A 16,031-nucleotide genomic window follows, 5' to 3' on the forward strand; every position below is an offset into this window, starting at 1 on the left:
ATACCGCTCTAGCAGAAACCCGCCTGCTTCAACAACTGGTATGCTTGAATGACGGCGCGAAAACGTTCTTCCGAACCGCGGTCACCACCATTGGCATCAGGGTGATGCTTTTTCACCAATTCCTTGTATCGGCTCTTGATCTCGGCAGACGTCGCATTGGCGCCGAGCTCCATCGTATCGAAGGCCTTGGCTTCCAGCGTCTTCAGCTTGCGCCCCTGGGTCTCGAAGCGAGACGTACCGTTGGCACGTGCCTGACTGACGAAACCGAACGGATCCTTGAACCGCTGCTGCGGACCGCCGGGGCCTGCAGCGCCCGACCGCGCCGTGGAATGCAGCGGCGCGTCCTTGGCAGCCTTGTTGACGCCGACGGTCCAGGTTGGACGGTGGCCGGTAATCGCCTCTTTCTGGTAGCGGGCAATCTCGCCATCCGACAGGCCGGAAAAATAGTTGTATCCCTTGTTGTACTCGCGCACGTGATCGAAGCAGAACATGAAAAACTGGCCTTCGGCATTGCGGCCCACGGGGGCGCGATGGGCGCCGGGCTTGTCGCACCCGTCCCACTGACAGGTCGGCGCCTGGGGAGGTGCGTCCTCCGCCCGTTTCCGGCGCGTCCGGATGCGATCGAAATATTTGGAGTCGAGTTTCATGAGGACCCTATTATGGGATGCAGGACGGACCGCGGCAAGAATTGACAAATGGCTTTGTTACTGGTTTCTGGGTTCCCCTTCTGCGTCGCCTCCGACGCGGCCCAGGAAGAGAAAAATGTCCGTCAAAACCCGGATCGAAGCCACGCTCACCGAAAATCTTGCGCCCGAGCGGCTGATCGTCATCGACGAAAGCCATCAGCACGCCGGTCATCAGCCCGATATAACCGGCACCGGCGAAACCCATATGCGGGTGCGTATCGTTTCGGATAAATTTTCCGGAATGAGCCGGCTCGACCGGCATCGAGCGGTGAATGCCCTGCTGAAGCCGGAACTCGACGCCGGCCTGCATGCGCTTGCGGTAGAGGCTGCGGCACCGGGTGAACCGACACGCTGGTGACCGATCTTAGATAGGCATGACGGAATGCCGGACCAAGACCTGCGCTCCGAATTGCAGCAGGCGCCTACGTAAAAGCGTGATCTTTTCCCGTTAAAGCGACCGAATTCGGTTGCTCACGGTTCCGCTTTATTGATTATTCACGCGGGGTTGAACACACCGGGATTTTAGAGACGGCAACGCACAGGCGCCTGTGGCCATGCGCATCGCACTAGAATGTCGATGGGCAACCTCGAAAAGATTGCCCGATAGCTTGAGAATGACTGGAGGATCATACCATTCATGCCGAAGTCTGAAGCTTTTAAACAGATCGTTTCCTACTCCGCATGGCCGCTGGTATTCTTCGGCGGCCTTACCGGCGCCTATTTCACCTTTTCCGGCGAACATCCTCTCATCGCATTTTCAGCCGTCTATGCGGGTGCAGTCGCAGTTCTTTTCCTGCTCGAACGTTATATTCCGTACGAAGGCAACTGGCTTGAACCGGATGGCGAGACGGCAAACGACATCGCCCACACGCTCCTCACCAAAGGCCTTCTCGAAGTGGCAGCACTCCTGGCTGCGATTTTCCCGATGTTGGCTGCGAGCATCCTGCAGCCGCTCGTCGCATTGCAATTCAGCCTTTGGCCCTCAGAATTGCCAATGATCGTTCAAGCGGCGCTTGGCGTGACGATCGCCGAATTCGGCCTCTACTGGTCGCATCGAATCGCCCATGAAAAACTGTTCTTCTGGCGCTTTCACGCGCTGCACCACAGCGTCACCCGCCTCTGGGTGGTCAATACCGGCCGTTTCCACGTGATGGACTCGCTGTTCAAGATCACGCTCAGCCAAATCCCACTCTATCTTCTCGGCGCCCCGCTGGAAGTCTTCTGGTGGCTCGGCGCCGTCACCGCCTTCATCGGCATCCTTACCCATTGCAATGTCGATATGAGGACCGGGGTCTTCGACTATGTCTTCAGCACCCCTCGCCTGCATCGCTGGCACCACTCGAAGGAAATCCGCGAAGGCAACACGAATTACGGCGAAAACATCGTCGTCTTCGATCTGCTGTTTGGCACTTATTTCAACCCCGACCGCCCTTCCTCGACGGATATCGGCATTAAGGGACAGATCGCGCAGGGCTTCCTGCAGCAGCTCGCCCAGCCGTTTACGAAGGAAGGAGTGAGGCAGATTTTGGGGCTGAAACCGAAGCGCAATTAGAAACGACCTGCCGGCGTGAATGCCTTAGAACAAAAAAGCGCCCCCGCGGCAGTTCACGGAGGCGCTTCTTTAGGGATCACTCGATTGCGATGACTGCCTGATCAGGCGTGGGCCAGTTCTCGCTGGTCCAGGGTCTCGATATTCTTGGCATTGTCATAGACGGATTGATCCAGAATACCTTCGCGCTTGGCGACGATGGTGGGGATCAAGGCCTGACCCGCAACGTTTACGGCCGTTCTGCCCATATCCAGGATCGGATCGATGGCCAGCAGCAGGCCAACGCCTTCAAGGGGCAGGCCGAGCGTCGAGAGCGTCAGCGTCAGCATGACGGTGGCACCGGTCAGGCCAGCCGTGGCGGCAGAGCCGAGCACCGAAACGAAGACGATCAGCAGATATTCCTGGATGCCGAGCGGCACCTGGAAAAACTGCGCGATGAATATGGCCGAAATGGCCGGATAGATCGCGGCGCAACCGTCCATTTTCGTCGTCGCACCCAAAGGCACTGCAAAAGCTGCATATTCGCGCGGCACGCCGAGGCTCTTCTCGGTGACGGTTTCCGTGACGGGCAGGGTTCCGATCGAGGAGCGCGACACGAAGGCAAGCTGGATTGCCGGCCAGGCACCCTCGAAGAAGCGGGCAGGCTTCAGGCCATGTGCGATGAGCATCGCCGGGTAGACAACGAAGAGCACCAGCGCCAGGCCGATATAGACCGCAGCGGCATACCAGCCGAGCTGCGCAAGCGTCGTCCAGCCATATTGGTCGACGGCACGACCGAGCAGGCCGATCGTACCGATCGGGGTAAGGCGGATAACCCACCAGAGGATCTTGCGGACGATCGCAAGCAGCGACTGGTTGAACGCCAGAAACGGCTCGGCAGCCTTGCCGGCCTTGAGCGCCGCAACGCCAAAGGCGATCGACACGACGAGAAGCTGCAAGACGTTGAAATTCAACGAGGTCGTCGCCGAACCATTGCTGACACGTGTCGAGGCTTCAAGGCCCAGCACGTTGACCGGCACGAGGCCTTTCAGGAAGTCGAGCCAGGAACCGGTGGAAGACGGTGCATGGGCCGCTGCCTGGCTGACGGTCGTGTTCAGACCCGGCTGGATGATGAGACCAAGAGCGATACCGATGACTACCGCGATCAGGGCGGTGATGGCGAACCAAAGCAGCGTCTGCCAGACCAGCTTGGCGGCATTGCTCAGGTTCTGCAGATTGGCGATCGAGGCGACGATGGCGGTGAAGATCAGTGGCGGAACAAGCGCCCGCAGAAGCTGGACGAAGATGGTGCCGAGCGTCTGGAGCGTGACGGAAAGCCAGTTCGCATTGCCAGCTGCATCGGGGCCGATATTGCGAGCGATGAGGCCGAGAGCCAGGCCGATGACCATGGCCGCCAGAACCTGGAAACCGAAATTGCGATAGAATGGCTTGGGAGCGGAAGAAGCTGGGGGAGTGATTGCCTGCGGCATGGCTTTGCGTCTTTCAAATGCAGGAAAGCGAGGTCGAGCGCTTGATGCCCAAATCCTCGCCTGATGCATATAAAATAGGCAAAACCATACCGGGATTTAAGGTATGCATTTTCAAGCTTGGCAGCTTTGGGATGATTTTATTCTTTTATCGCAGCTTCTTCGCAGGATAGTTTACATCTGGCGCGCGCCGCCACTTATTCCCCCGGCAAAACCGCCTCTTCCGCCGGCCTGATCCTCAGCCGGGTAATCCGGTTCTTTTCCCGCTTCATCACGATGAAGCGCTTGCCGTAGAACGTGAACGCCTGCCGCTCTTCCGGAATGAGCTTCGACTCGTTGATCACGAGCCCGGCAATCGTCGTCGCCTCGCTGTCCGGCAGGCTCCAGTCGAGCGCGCGGTTCAGGTCGCGGATCGGTACGGAGCCATCGACGACGATCGAACCATCCGCCTCCTGGCGAACGCCCTGGATCTCGATATCGTGCTCGTCGGAAATGTCGCCGACGATCTCCTCGAGAATATCCTCCAGCGTCACGATGCCCTGCACCTCGCCATATTCGTCGACGACGACGGCGAAATGCTGCTTGCGGCGCAGGAAGGCGTTGAGCTGGTCCTTTAGGGTGGTGCTGTCCGGCACGAACCACGGCTTTTGCGAAAGCTTGACGATATCGAGGTTTTCCGGCTCGACATTCGGCTCGGCCAGCGCCCTCAGAAGATCCTTGGCATGCACGACGCCGATGATGTTTTCCGTCGAGTTGCGCCACAGCGGCATGCGCGTAAACGGGCTTTCCAGCACGGCGCGCACCGCCACTTCCGGCGGATCGTCGGCGTTGACCGCCCGCATCACGGTGCGGTGCTTCATGACATCGGAGACTTCCAGTTCTTCCAGCTCGAAAAGGCCACTCAGACGGTCGCGGTCTTCCTTGTCGAAATTGCCCTCGCGATGTGCGGCATCGAGCGCCTCATGCAGATCGTCATGGTTGGAAAGCACAAGCGTCTCGTGAGACAGGGATGTGCCGGAGACGCGAAGAAGCCCGCGGACGACCGCGTTGACGGTGCGAGACAGCAGGCTTCCGTTCGAGGTCATTTCGGGCGCTTTTCCTCCAGGAAGCTCAGGACTTCCGACGACGGTACGTCGTTGGCGATGAAGGACTGGCCGACACCGTGGGTCAGGATGAAGGTGAGCTTGCCGCTCTGGACCTTCTTGTCTTGGGCGATCGCATCCAGCAGCTTTTCCGTCGGTGGCAGTTCGCCGGGAATATCGCTCATCTTGGTCGGCAGGCCGACTTCCTTGAGATGCGCCTCGACACGCTGCGCATCGTCCGGACTTGCAAGGTTGAGGCGGGCGGAGAACTGATGCGCCAGCACCATGCCGATTGCCACACCTTCGCCATGCACCAGCCGCTTGCTGTCATACTCGGTCGCCGCTTCCAGCGCGTGACCGAATGTATGGCCGAGATTGAGCAGTGCCCGTCGACCTACCTCGCGCTCGTCCTCGACGACCACGTCGGCCTTCGCCTGGCAGCTGACGGCAATCGCCTCGATCCTCTCCGGACCGCCTTCGAAAACCTTTTTCCAGTTCTTCTCCAGCCAGGCGAAAAAGTCCGGCTGGTCGATCAGGCCGTATTTCGCGACTTCCGCATAACCGGCCCGGAATTCCCGCTCCGAAAGCGTGTCGAGCGCCGCGCTGTCGGCCAGAACCAGATCCGGCTGATGGAAGACGCCCAGCAGGTTCTTGCCGTGGCGGGAATTGACGCCGGTCTTGCCGCCGACGGAAGAATCCACCTGCGCCAGAAGCGAGGTCGGGATCTGCACGAAACGCACGCCGCGGCGCACGATGCCGGCCGCAAAACCGGCAAGGTCGCCGATCACACCGCCGCCAAGCGCGATCACCGCGTCGTTGCGCTCGATGCGGGCTGCCAGAACCATGTCGCAGACGGCTGCCAGGTGATCGAGGCTCTTGGTCTTCTCACCGGCCGGCAGCGTCAGCGATACGGCTTCGATACCGTCGGTCTGCAGGCTATCCATCAGCGCTTCGAGATAAAGCGGCGCCACATGCTCGTCGGTGACGATCGCCGCCTTTCGGCCCTTCAGCCGTGCGGTGATCTCGCCGCCGGCGCGTCCGATCAGGCCGGGACCGATCAGGATATCGTAGGCGCGCTCGCCAAGCGGAACGTGGACGAGGCGCTCGGAAGAGCGCTCCTGAGCAGCGGATGAAATGTTCATTGTAACTCACCTTCATTCGAAAGAGCCGTCCCGGAAGGCTCGTTCAAGCCTGCAACGATGGAAAGCACCTCATTCACCATCACATCCTTGCGGACGTTACCCGACAATACGGTCAGGTCGGCCTCGGCATAGATCGGATAACGCTGGACCATCAGATTTTCCAGCGTCTGCTTCGGGTTCTCTGTTTTCAGAAGCGGGCGATTGTCACGCTTGTTGACCCGGTCCCAGAGAACATCGAGATCGGCCTTCAGCCAGACGGAAACGCTGCTGAGTTTGATCTGCTGGCGGGTATTCTCGTTGATGAAGGCACCGCCGCCTGTGGAGACCACCCTGGGGCCGCCGCGCAGCAGCCGTTCGATCACCCTGGTCTCGAGCGCCCGGAACTCTGTCTCGCCATAAGTCGAGAACAGTTCGGGGATCGTCATACGCGAGACTTTTTCGATCTCGGCATCCGTATCGATGAAGGGAATGGACAGACTCTGCGCCACCAGCCGGCCGATCGCCGACTTGCCGGCCCCCATCAGGCCTACGAAAACCAGATTGCGGCGGCCAAGCGCGGCGCGCGCCTTTTCGTTGATGGTCGGGGCAATGGTGGTATCTGTCATAGTCCGGGTCCGTTTCAGAAAACGGTATCGACAAATGCTGTGGCAGCGTCAAGCCGTCGCAACCCCTAAAGAACCCATACAATTACTTGTTCTTGTCGATCTATAAACCTTTACGAATATAGTGGCTCGCAGTCCCGCGCAGGTCCAGGTTCGCTCATGCCCACTCTTTTCCGTTTTCTTTTCGTGCTGGCGGTCATCGGAGGGGTGATCTATGGAAGCATGCTGGCGCTGGTGTTTCTGGTCGAGCCCAGCGAACGTGACGTCACGGTGCGCATTCCTTCCGAACGGCTGAACCCGACGCCGACCCAATGATGGCGGAATAACATGGCCGATCTTTCCCGCGCCCGTATCGAAAGCTTTCTGGAAATGATGAGCGCCGAACGTGGCGCGGCCGGCAATACGCTCGAATCCTACCAGCGCGACCTCGAAGACCTGCACTCCTTCCTCACAGCCCAGAAGAAGTCGCCGATGGGCGCAGACAGCGCCGATCTTTCGGCCTATCTCGCCCATCTCGGCGCCCAGGGCTTTGCCGCCTCCTCGCAGGCAAGGCGGCTTTCCGCCATGCGGCAGTTCTACAAATTCCTGTATGCGGAAAACCTGCGCGGCGACGACCCGACCGCAATTCTCGACGCACCGAAGAAGGGCCGCGCGTTACCGAAGACCATGAGCGAGGACGAGGTCACCCGGCTTTTGGAACTCGCCGCGCAAGAGGCTGCGCACCCCGGCCCAGAACATCTCCCTCGCCTCAGAATGTTGGCGCTGCTCGAGCTTCTTTATGCCACCGGCATGCGCGTCAGCGAACTCGTCTCGCTGCCGGTCAAGGTTCTGGATCAGGAAGGCCGCTTCCTGATCATTCGCGGCAAGGGCAACAAGGAACGCCTCGTGCCCCTTTCCCGCTCGGCGATCGCTGCGATGAAGGTCTATGGCGAAGCGAGGCAGGCTGCACTTGTCGACAAGGACGGCAAGGCGATCGAGAGTGCCTGGCTGTTTCCCTCCGCCGGCAAGGAGGGTTTTCTGCCGCGCCAGGTCTTCGCCCGCGATCTTAAGGGGCTGGCTGCGCGTGCCGGCCTAAGAGCCGCCGCAATCTCGCCGCATGTGATGCGCCACGCGTTTGCGAGCCATCTTTTGGCAAACGGCGCAGACCTGCGCGTGGTACAGGAACTGCTTGGACATTCGGACATTTCCACCACGCAGATCTATACCCATGTACTGGAAGAACGGCTGCGCGAACTGGTCGAAACGCATCACCCTCTTGCAAAAGAGGCCAAAAACCGGGATTAGAACCCGCAAGCGGAAAAACGGGAACCTGACGTCCCCGACATAAAACAACCGGAAACCGGATCTCATGCAAACCTATCTCGATTTCGAAAAGCCCATCTCGGACCTCGAGGGCAAGATCCACGAGCTGAAGAAGCTCGCGGCCGAAGATGAGAGCATCGACACGTCCGACGAGATCAGCCGTCTGGAAGTGCGCGTCAAGGAAGCCACCAAGGAAATCTACGCCAAGCTTGGCGCCTGGGAAAAGACGCAGGTCGCGCGCCATCCGCAGCGTCCGCATTTCGTGGATTACGCCGCGCGTCTCTTCACCGAGTTCACGCCGCTGGCCGGCGATCGCAATTTCGGCGAGGACGCGGCGATCCAGGCTGGCCTTGCCCGCTTCAACGGCATGCCGGTTGCCCTGATCGGCCAGGAAAAAGGCCACGACACCAAGACCCGCCTGAAGCACAATTTCGGCAGCCCGCGGCCTGAAGGTTATCGCAAGGCGATCCGCGTCATGGAAATGGCCGACCGTTTCCATCTGCCGGTGATCGCTCTGATCGATACGGCCGGTGCCTATCCGGGCGTCGGTGCCGAAGAGCGTGGCCAGGCGGAAGCCATCGCCCGTTCGACGGAAATGTGCCTTGGCATCAAAGTGCCGATGATCTCGATGGTCATCGGCGAAGGCGGATCGGGCGGCGCGATCGCGATCGCCACCGGCAACCGGGTCTACATGCTCGAACACGCGATCTATTCAGTCATTTCGCCGGAAGGCGCCGCCTCGATCCTGTGGCGCGATTCCACCCGCGCCCGGGAAGCGGCGACCAACATGAAGATCACCGCGGAAGACCTCAAGGGCCTTGGCATCATCGACGACATCATCCCGGAACCGCTCGGCGGCGCTCATCGCGAGCCAGAAACCGTCATCGACGCGGCCGGCAAGGTGATCGCTTCGGCTCTCGCAGAACTCGGCAAGCTTTCGGGCGAAGAAGTCCGCAACGCACGCCGCCAGAAGTTCCTCGATATCGGCCGCAATCTCTGATCGATCAATGTTTGGCTGAAACCACAGCCAAATTTGGCCATATTGATATTGTCAGTGAAGCCGGGGCAGTTTTACTGGACAACCGGTTTTCAGCGGTTAAGAAGATGTAAAGCTTACCGCTTTATTTATCGTTGTGCTGTAGCATACCCGTCTGCCGTCTGAAGTTCATATGGTTCGTATCGATGCGCTTGAAACACATCGCTTTCGCTCTTCTCGTTGCAACAGCCCTCACGGGCTGCAATGACACGCTGGATACGACCAGCATCGACCTGAAGTCCGTCAAGAACAAGGTGGAGCAGCCGCTTCCCGCCAAGATCCTGGCCGACATGCAGGCCAAGAACATGCCGCGCCAGTCGCCGATCATGATCCGCATCCTCAAGGAAGAGGGCAAGCTGGAGATCTGGAAGGCGAGAGCGGATAACCGTTTCGAAGTCATCAAGAGCTATGACATCTGCGCCTGGTCCGGCAAGCTCGGCCCTAAGGTGAAGGAAGGCGACCGCCAGGCGCCGGAAGGCTTCTACAGCCTGACGCCGGCCCACCTCAACCCCAATTCCAAATATTACCTCGCGATCAATACCGGCTTCCCGAACCGCTACGACGCCGCCAACGGCCGCAACGGCTCGAACCTGATGATCCACGGCGCCTGCTCGTCGTCTGGCTGCTATTCGATGACCGACGAACAGGTCCTCGAAATCTATGCATTCGCCCGCGACGCCTTCCGCGGCGGCCAGACTTCCGTGCAGCTGCAGGCCTTCCCGTTCCGCATGGATGCGGAAAACATGGCGCGTCACCGCGACAACCAGAACTTCGCCTTCTGGAAGATGATCAAGGAAGGCTACGACAATTTCGAGATCACCAAGCGCCCGCCGGAAGTGAATGTCTGCGAGAAGAAATACGTCTTCAACCAGCAGCTCACCGGCAACGGCACCTTTGCCCCGGCTTCCGCCTGCCCGCCCATGTCGACGGCGCCGGCGCTGGTTTCGGCGCTGAGCTCCTACGAGAAGACCTACGACGTCGCCTATACCAAGGCGCTCGACAAATATGACGGCAAGGTCTGGTACGAGCCGACCGAAGCCGAGCGCAAGGCGGTTGTTTCCGAAAAGCGCAAGGGCCGCGATATCGCTTACGCTCCGACCGGCACGTCGCTCGAAGCCGGAAAGCTGATGAGCGAGTCCGATTTCAAGGACATGATGGAAAAGCGCATGGCTGCGGCCCAGGCGAAGAACGCCCCGGCCAGCAGCGTCATGCTCGCTTCCGCAGGCCCGAACTCGCGTGCAACCTCTGCCGCCGAACGCATGCGTCAGGACCGCCTGCCGACCGCGACAACGCCGGCAATCGCGGCGGCTGCACCGACCGTCATGAGCGCCCAGGGCAAGCCGGTCGCCGTTCCGGTCCCGGCCCAGAACCCGCTTGCCTATGCCGCCGTGCCGCAGCAGACGGAAGAAGCCAAGAAGCCGTTCTGGAAATTCTGGTAATGACCTCGGCGACAGCCGAGGTCTACGACCTTCGCGGCCTGAAATGCCCCCTTCCCGTGCTCAAGACGCGCCGCAAGCTGAAAGCCATGTCGAGCGGCGCGGAACTGACGGTCGAAACCACCGACCCCCTCGCCGGCATCGACATCCCGCATTTCTGCAATCAGGACGGCCATGAGCTAATGTCTTCGGAAAAGACCGGGACGGGCCATCGGTTTGTAATCCGCAAGGGGTGAGACGCGGTCGGCGCAGCCGACGAAACGATCCGGTGGATCGTTTCGAGCGTCGAACGCCCTGAGCTCTAGCGAAGGGCCGGAAGCCACCTATTCAAGCCGGCTCCTGGCCGACCTTCCCTCCCGCCGAGAGACGACTATCTATCCTCCTAGGAGGATAGCGATCATGAAACCCATGCTGACCAGCCTGCTCATGCTCTTGATATGCGGCTCCCCGGCCGCAGCGGATATGCTTTCAGCAACCTCATCCGAGCCCCCGCTCACACTTGTTCGCGACCGGCGGGACGAGCGGGGATCGCTGGCCCAGCGTTATATCTGCGTCGTACCGTCTGACCGTAACGGCGGAGACCGCGGAAAGACTTGCACGGTCTATTTCGGCCCAGCCGGCAGCAGCTGCCGTTGCCAGAATGCTTCAGGCAACGGACGCGTTCAAAGATCGAATTGACGGCCGACAACGCTGAAAATCCGCGCAGAGCCAAAGAGCGGGGCACTACATCCTCAACCCCGGCACCGCCAACGGATTATCCTCCAGTGCGGCCCGATCCGGCCGATCGACCCGTGGCTGCCCGGTAAACGCCGCAAACAGATCCGCCACGAACTCTTCCGGAAGCCCTTGCGTGATCAGCACCATCCGGGTCCGTCGATCGGAACCGTCCGGCCATTTCGGCAGGCGCTGCGGCGGGTGGAAGATGCTCTGCACGCCATGCAGCACCAGCGGCCGCTCCGGATTGTCGGAGAGCGCCACGATCGCCTTCATCCGCAAAAGCTTCTCGCCATGCGCCGAGCGCAGGAGATCGACGAACATGTCGATCGCCATAGGATCGATTGGTCGGTCGTGGATGATCGAGAAGGAACGGATATCGTCGCCATGACGATTCACGTCGTGGTGATGCCCGTGGTCATGATGGTGGTGATCGTGGCCATGGTGGTCGTGGTGATCATGCGCATGGTCATGGTGATGTTCGTCGCTCGCCAGCTCGTCGCGCAGCCAGCGGTCGACATCGGCGATCTTTGTCGCCGGATCGTAAAGCCCGTTCTGCAGGATCGAAGCGGTACCCGCCTCCTCCGCATCGCCATCGACCACTCTTGCCCGCGGATTGAGCGCGTGCAGACGAGCCTTGAGCGCCGCAACCGTCTCGGCGTTCGCCATGGAAAGTTTGGAGATCACCAGCTGATCGGCGACCGCCGCCTGCTTGACGGCTTCCTGATGCCGGTCGAGCGTCGAAAGCCCGTTGACCGCATCGACCACCGTGATGATGCCGTCGAGCTCGAAATTCTCGGCAATCACCGGATTGCCCATGACCGACTGCATGACCGGCGCCGGATCGGCAAGCCCTGTCGTTTCGATCACCACCCGCTTGACCGGCTTCAGCCGGCCGATCTGGATGCCGTCCATCATGTAGGCGAGTGTATCGACCAGCTCGCCTCGTACCGTACAGCAAAGGCAGCCGTTCGAAAGCTCCACCAGCGCATCGCCGGAGGCCTCAACCAGGAAATTGTCGATGCCGACTTCGCCGAACTCGTTGATGATGACGGCGGTATCGCTAGTGCCCGGATCCTTCAGGATGCGGTTCAGCAGCGTCGATTTTCCCGCACCGAGAAAGCCGGTGAGAATGGAGACCGGAATCCGGCCGCTCGGAGATGACATCGCTTATTCCAATCAGAACGAGGATGGCCGCGGCTGCGGGATCGGCACATTGGCCGCCGTCGCCTGCTTCTTGGAGCCCTTCGGCGGTGGCGGTGGCGCCTCACCGCCGGAGATTACCGCGGCCAACGTATAGGCCGGCGGCCCCGCCATCTCGTGGATATAGGGCGAATGCTGGATCGTCCGGCCAGCGTCGTCGCGCGTTTCACTGCGCACCTTGGCGGCCTTCGGATTGCAGATATCGGCGCTGACATCGTTGACGGTGACCGTATCACCGTAAGGTGCAAGCGCCGTCAGCGCCACGCCTTGCGAGCCGCTGGTGGTCAATCCCTGCTGCAAGAGGTTTGCAGTGTCATCTGCACGGCCGGCGAGACTATCCGAGCCGAGCACGACCGAGATGACGGTACGGCCATCACGCGTCGCCGAACCGATCTGATTGAAACCAGAAGCGCAGATGAAACCGGTCTTCATGCCATCCGCACCATCGAAACGGCCGATCAGCGTGTTGAAGTTCGGATATTGCTTGACGCCGGTATCGATGCCCTCAAGTGAGAAATAGCTCTGGTATTCCGGGAAATCCTGCTTCAGCCGCAGCGTCAGGATCGCCAGATCGCGCGCCGTGGTGAACTGGCCCTTGCCCGGCAGCCCGTGCGGATTGATGAACTGGGTCGACATCATGCCGAGCGACCTGGCCTGCGCATTCATCATCTCGACGAACTGCTCTGCCGAACCGCCGACGGTTTCCGCCACCGCAAACGCCATGTCATTCGCCGATTTGACGAGCATCATCTTCAGCGCGTTATCGAGCGTCATCGTCGTGCCGGGCATGAAATACATCTTGCTGGCCGGCTGGTCGGTCGCCTTCTTGCTCATCACCACCTGAGACTGCAGCGAAAGCTTGCCAGTCTTCATGGCGCTGAAGGTCACATAGGCGGTCATCAGCTTGGTGAGCGATGCCGGGTACCATTTCAGGAAGGCATCCTGATGGGCGATGACCCGGCCCGTCTTGGCATCGACGACGACCTTGGGGTTGGCAACGGCCCCACCCGCGGAGACGAGAAAACCAACTGCGGTGAAAGCGCAAAGCACCCGGGTGGCGGATGCGGATCGAATAGCGGAAATCGGCAACGTGATTCCTCGTGCGGAAGCTTAACGAGTTTGGCGCATATGCGGCCTATATGGCCAAGCAATGGCAAAGAAGATTGATTACGTCAATCGCGCCGGGCACTATCGCACGCTTAGGACGATTCATAACCGCGTGAGTAACAAAAACAGGGAACATTATGCCGATTTTGAACCGGGCCGCCGAACTTCAGGGCGAAGTCAGCGAGTGGCGACGATATCTTCATGAAAATCCTGAAATTCTCTACGAGGTCGAGAACACCGCCTCCTTCGTGGAACAGAAGCTGAAGGAATTCGGCGTCGACGAAGTCGTGCCCGGCATCGGCCGCACCGGCGTCGTCGCCATTATCCGCGGAAAGGGAGAAGGCAGCCGCACGATCGGCCTGCGCGCCGATATGGATGCGCTGCCGCTGACCGAGATCACCGGCAAGCCCTGGGCCTCGAAAATCCCCGGCAAGATGCATGCCTGCGGCCATGACGGTCATACGTCCATGCTGCTCGGCGCCGCCAAATATCTTGCCGAGACCCGCAACTTCAACGGCTCCGTGGCGCTGATCTTCCAGCCGGCCGAAGAAGGCGGTGCCGGCGCGCTCGCCATGATCGAAGACGGCATGATGGAGCGCTTCGGCATCCAGGAAGTCTACGGCATGCACAATATGCCGGGCATCCCGGTCGGCCAGTTCGCCATCCGCAAGGGCGGCATCATGGCGGCCCCCGACCGCTTTACTATTACCATCAAGGGCCGCGGCGGCCATGCGGCCCAGCCGCACAAGACGATCGACCCGATCTTCATCGGCTCGCAGCTTGTCGGCAGCCTGCAGGCGATCGCCGGCCGCAATGCCGATCCTCTTCGCTCGGTCGTTGTCTCCGTCACCCGTTTCGACGCCGGCACGACGCACAACATCATTCCCGATGAAGCGACGCTCTGGGGCACCGTCCGCACCCATGACGAAACGACCCGAGACCTCGCCGAAAACCGCATCCGCCAGATCGTCGAAGGACTGGTTGGCGCGCATGGCGCCACGGCAACCATAGACTATCTTCGCCAATGCCCGGTCACCAGCAATCACGACCGGGAAACGGATCACGCAATCAGCGCTGCTTCGGACATCGTCGGCACCTCGAATGTCGATCCGAATGTCGACCCGAGCATGGCCGGCGAGGACTTCGCCTTCATGCTGAAAAGCCGCCCCGGCGCCTTCATCTTCATCGGCAACGGCGAAACGGCCGCCCTTCACAACCCGCATTACGATTTCGACGACGAAGCCATCTCCTTCGGGATTTCCTACTGGGTAAAACTCGTAGAAAGCCGACTGTCGGAATAGGCACGATGAAAAGGCTTGGCTTAATGCCAAGCCTTTTGTATTGAAAGTTCACGTGGTCCCATAGCTCAGCAGGATAGAGCGCAGGATTCCTAATCCTGAGGCCGATGGTTCGAATCCATCTGGGATCACCATTTCGCTGCTTTTTCGGATTCTTTTTGCTTCCGAACTGTCACAAGCAGTCGATTTCCTCCCCCATCGCTATGATTTTCTTAACATTTTCGCCTTTTATAGATTTCGCTTGATCAAAGACGCCATCTTTGGCAAATCTTTCAGGCCGAAATGATTTGTGAAATTCAATTGCGGGGACGTTCATGGCGGTGATCGACAGCACCTGGGTAAGAGGCATGGCGGGCCTCCTCGGGCTGATCCTCTTGGCGGGCTGCACTTCGACGCAGGATATTGCCTCGGTTGACAAGGGTACCGTGAAGAACACGGCGCCGCTTGCCCCCCGGAAGCAGGTTTACACCTATACCGCGGCAGACCGCGAATGCCTGAAGCGGGCCATGTATTTCGAATCCAAGCGCTCCAGCCGCGATGGCCTCATGGCCGTCGGCAGCGTCGTCATGAATCGCCTCACCTCGGGCGCCTATGCGGACACGATCTGTGGTGTCGTCGGTCAGAAGAGACAGTTTGCGCCAGGCGTCCTGAGCCGGCCGGTCAACGATACGGCTGCGCCCGAACTCAACGAAGCGGCTGATGCGATCCTGCGCGGAGAGCGGAACCAGCAGGTGAAGGAAGCCATGTTCTTCCACACCGATGGCCTGCGCTTCCCTTACGACAACATGCACTACGTGACGGTTGCCGGCGGCAACAAGTTCTATGAAAAGCGTGACGATGACGGCGAGCTTCAGACCCCACCGCCGAAATCGCCCAACGAATACATTTTGGCCTACGCGCCGCACATGGCGGATCAAAATAGTCTGATCGCCGCAAACGATCTGGGCAATGCATCGCAGATGACCCAGACGGCTTACACTGTCCCGCAGGCCGAGACATCGGTTACCCCGCTGGAAGCGCCGGTGCCGATGCAGAAACCGCAGATTCAGGTCGCCAGCGCGGCGCCGATGGCGCAGCAGCCGGTCGGCATGCCGGTTCAGCAGCTTGTCATGTCTTCTCAGCAGCCCGGAACCCAGCCGGCGCAAGCCCGACAGGGCCGCTTGCCGCAGGTGGCTCAACAGCAGCAGCCGCAGGCACAGCAGCCTCAGTCACTCGCGATGAGCCTTTACTCAGCGCCCCAGGCGCAGGCCTATGTGGCTTCGCAGGCGAACGCGTTCCCGGTTCCGGGCGCGGTACCGCTGCCGGCACAGCGTCCGCAAATCTCGGGCGTTGCCCGCGTTCAGCAGGCCGGCATGGCGGCAGCTCCGGAAGTCTGGTCGCTTCGCCCGGCGAAATAATCGTATCTTCG

At 60.2% G+C, this 16,031-nt stretch carries 16 protein-coding genes, 1 tRNA gene and 1 pseudogene; 10 read left to right on the forward strand and 8 right to left on the reverse strand.

From position 1 onward, the window contains the following. Positions 1-8: 8 nt before the first annotated feature. A complete protein-coding gene (locus KX729_RS20565) occupies positions 9-647 on the reverse strand; it encodes a J domain-containing protein (protein WP_219744363.1) in 639 nt (212 codons plus the stop codon). 115 nt (positions 648-762) lie between these two features. Between KX729_RS20565 and KX729_RS20570 the strand changes: the two genes are divergently transcribed. Together KX729_RS20570 and olsE are read left to right on the forward strand one after the other, a co-directional pair. Then, positions 763-1,044, forward strand: coding sequence for a BolA family protein (locus KX729_RS20570; RefSeq protein ID WP_219744364.1), 282 nt, complete (start codon positions 763-765; stop codon positions 1,042-1,044). A gap of 279 nt (positions 1,045-1,323) precedes the next feature. Then, positions 1,324-2,238, forward strand: coding sequence for an ornithine lipid hydroxylase OlsE (gene olsE / locus KX729_RS20575; protein ID WP_219744365.1), 915 nt, complete (start codon positions 1,324-1,326; stop codon positions 2,236-2,238). Positions 2,239-2,339: 101 nt separating this feature from the next. Here olsE and KX729_RS20580 read toward each other — a convergent pair whose 3' ends face one another. From KX729_RS20580 to KX729_RS20595, 4 genes and pseudogenes are all read right to left on the reverse strand, one after another. Continuing rightward, complete coding sequence (locus KX729_RS20580; protein ID WP_219744366.1) at positions 2,340-3,704, reverse strand: dicarboxylate/amino acid:cation symporter; 1,365 nt, start codon at positions 3,702-3,704, stop codon at positions 2,340-2,342. A gap of 194 nt (positions 3,705-3,898) precedes the next feature. Then, positions 3,899-4,765, reverse strand: a pseudogene (locus tag KX729_RS20585) (HlyC/CorC family transporter); the annotation flags it as partial. A 17-nt stretch (positions 4,766-4,782) separates the two neighbouring features. Next, complete coding sequence (gene aroB, locus KX729_RS20590) at positions 4,783-5,925, reverse strand: 3-dehydroquinate synthase (RefSeq protein ID WP_219744368.1); 1,143 nt, start codon at positions 5,923-5,925, stop codon at positions 4,783-4,785. Continuing rightward, positions 5,922-6,530 carry a shikimate kinase gene (locus tag KX729_RS20595; protein ID WP_219744369.1) on the reverse strand — a complete coding sequence of 203 codons (609 nt, stop codon included), beginning with the start codon at positions 6,528-6,530 and terminating at the stop codon, positions 5,922-5,924. The genes aroB and KX729_RS20595 overlap by 4 nt, the downstream gene beginning before the upstream one ends. Positions 6,531-6,686: 156 nt before the next feature. On the opposite strand from KX729_RS20595, the gene KX729_RS20600 reads away from it, so the two are divergent. The 5 genes from KX729_RS20600 (at position 6,687) to KX729_RS20620 (ending at position 10,537) form a co-directional block, all read left to right on the forward strand. Beyond that, entirely contained in the window at positions 6,687-6,842 is a 156-nt protein-coding gene (locus KX729_RS20600) for a hypothetical protein (RefSeq protein ID WP_219744370.1), read from the forward strand. A gap of 12 nt (positions 6,843-6,854) precedes the next feature. Next, positions 6,855-7,811: a site-specific tyrosine recombinase XerD gene (xerD, locus tag KX729_RS20605; protein ID WP_219744371.1), complete on the forward strand. Its 957-nt coding sequence runs from the start codon at positions 6,855-6,857 to the stop codon at positions 7,809-7,811. A 64-nt stretch (positions 7,812-7,875) separates the two neighbouring features. Next, the gene (locus tag KX729_RS20610) at positions 7,876-8,829 is read left to right on the forward strand and encodes an acetyl-CoA carboxylase carboxyltransferase subunit alpha (RefSeq protein ID WP_219744372.1); all 954 of its coding nucleotides are present in this window, start codon (positions 7,876-7,878) and stop codon (positions 8,827-8,829) included. Positions 8,830-9,011: 182 nt separating this feature from the next. Continuing rightward, a complete protein-coding gene (locus KX729_RS20615) occupies positions 9,012-10,304 on the forward strand; it encodes a L,D-transpeptidase family protein (protein WP_219744373.1) in 1,293 nt (430 codons plus the stop codon). Further along, positions 10,304-10,537, forward strand: coding sequence for a sulfurtransferase TusA family protein (locus KX729_RS20620; RefSeq protein WP_219744374.1), 234 nt, complete (start codon positions 10,304-10,306; stop codon positions 10,535-10,537). Before KX729_RS20615 ends, KX729_RS20620 begins: the two co-directional genes overlap by 1 nt. A 487-nt stretch (positions 10,538-11,024) precedes the next feature. On the opposite strand, the gene KX729_RS20625 is transcribed toward KX729_RS20620, so the two are convergent. Both KX729_RS20625 and KX729_RS20630 read right to left on the reverse strand, forming a co-directional pair. Next, a complete protein-coding gene (locus KX729_RS20625) occupies positions 11,025-12,182 on the reverse strand; it encodes a CobW family GTP-binding protein (protein ID WP_219744375.1) in 1,158 nt (385 codons plus the stop codon). 12 nt (positions 12,183-12,194) lie between these two features. After that, entirely contained in the window at positions 12,195-13,301 is a 1,107-nt protein-coding gene (locus tag KX729_RS20630; RefSeq protein WP_312991666.1) for a D-alanyl-D-alanine carboxypeptidase family protein, read from the reverse strand. A gap of 161 nt (positions 13,302-13,462) precedes the next feature. Between KX729_RS20630 and KX729_RS20635 the strand changes: the two genes are divergently transcribed. Together KX729_RS20635 and KX729_RS20640 are read left to right on the forward strand one after the other, a co-directional pair. After that, the gene (locus KX729_RS20635; RefSeq protein WP_219744376.1) at positions 13,463-14,626 is read left to right on the forward strand and encodes a M20 aminoacylase family protein; all 1,164 of its coding nucleotides are present in this window, start codon (positions 13,463-13,465) and stop codon (positions 14,624-14,626) included. A gap of 54 nt (positions 14,627-14,680) precedes the next feature. Beyond that, a tRNA-Arg gene (locus tag KX729_RS20640) sits at positions 14,681-14,757 on the forward strand. Positions 14,758-14,795: 38 nt separating this feature from the next. Here the strand turns inward: KX729_RS20640 and KX729_RS20645 are convergent. After that, positions 14,796-14,972 carry a hypothetical protein gene (locus tag KX729_RS20645; protein WP_219744377.1) on the reverse strand — a complete coding sequence of 59 codons (177 nt, stop codon included), beginning with the start codon at positions 14,970-14,972 and terminating at the stop codon, positions 14,796-14,798. On the opposite strand from KX729_RS20645, the gene KX729_RS20650 reads away from it, so the two are divergent. Further along, a complete protein-coding gene (locus KX729_RS20650; RefSeq protein ID WP_219744378.1) occupies positions 14,971-16,020 on the forward strand; it encodes a cell wall hydrolase in 1,050 nt (349 codons plus the stop codon). The two genes, KX729_RS20645 and KX729_RS20650, sit on opposite strands and share 2 nt — an antisense overlap. Positions 16,021-16,031 lie beyond the last annotated feature (11 nt).

It is taken from the genome of Neorhizobium populisoli, from assembly GCF_019430945.1.
GTDB classification, from domain to species: Bacteria; Pseudomonadota; Alphaproteobacteria; order Rhizobiales; family Rhizobiaceae; genus Neorhizobium; species Neorhizobium populisoli.

Coding starts and splice junctions, on each gene's coding strand:
- KX729_RS20625 (WP_219744375.1), bottom strand. CDS start 12,182: ATGTCATCTCCGAGCGGCCGGATTCCGGTCTCCATTCTCACCGGCTTT.
- KX729_RS20615 (WP_219744373.1), top strand. CDS start 9,012: ATGCGCTTGAAACACATCGCTTTCGCTCTTCTCGTTGCAACAGCCCTC.
- KX729_RS20565 (WP_219744363.1), bottom strand. CDS start 647: ATGAAACTCGACTCCAAATATTTCGATCGCATCCGGACGCGCCGGAAA.
- KX729_RS20645 (WP_219744377.1), bottom strand. CDS start 14,972: ATGCCTCTTACCCAGGTGCTGTCGATCACCGCCATGAACGTCCCCGCA.
- KX729_RS20620 (WP_219744374.1), top strand. CDS start 10,304: ATGACCTCGGCGACAGCCGAGGTCTACGACCTTCGCGGCCTGAAATGC.
- KX729_RS20580 (WP_219744366.1), bottom strand. CDS start 3,704: ATGCCGCAGGCAATCACTCCCCCAGCTTCTTCCGCTCCCAAGCCATTC.
- KX729_RS20595 (WP_219744369.1), bottom strand. CDS start 6,530: ATGACAGATACCACCATTGCCCCGACCATCAACGAAAAGGCGCGCGCC.
- KX729_RS20600 (WP_219744370.1), top strand. CDS start 6,687: ATGCCCACTCTTTTCCGTTTTCTTTTCGTGCTGGCGGTCATCGGAGGG.
- KX729_RS20570 (WP_219744364.1), top strand. CDS start 763: ATGTCCGTCAAAACCCGGATCGAAGCCACGCTCACCGAAAATCTTGCG.
- KX729_RS20610 (WP_219744372.1), top strand. CDS start 7,876: ATGCAAACCTATCTCGATTTCGAAAAGCCCATCTCGGACCTCGAGGGC.
- olsE (WP_219744365.1), top strand. CDS start 1,324: ATGCCGAAGTCTGAAGCTTTTAAACAGATCGTTTCCTACTCCGCATGG.
- KX729_RS20635 (WP_219744376.1), top strand. CDS start 13,463: ATGCCGATTTTGAACCGGGCCGCCGAACTTCAGGGCGAAGTCAGCGAG.
- KX729_RS20650 (WP_219744378.1), top strand. CDS start 14,971: ATGGCGGGCCTCCTCGGGCTGATCCTCTTGGCGGGCTGCACTTCGACG.
- aroB (WP_219744368.1), bottom strand. CDS start 5,925: ATGAACATTTCATCCGCTGCTCAGGAGCGCTCTTCCGAGCGCCTCGTC.
- xerD (WP_219744371.1), top strand. CDS start 6,855: ATGGCCGATCTTTCCCGCGCCCGTATCGAAAGCTTTCTGGAAATGATG.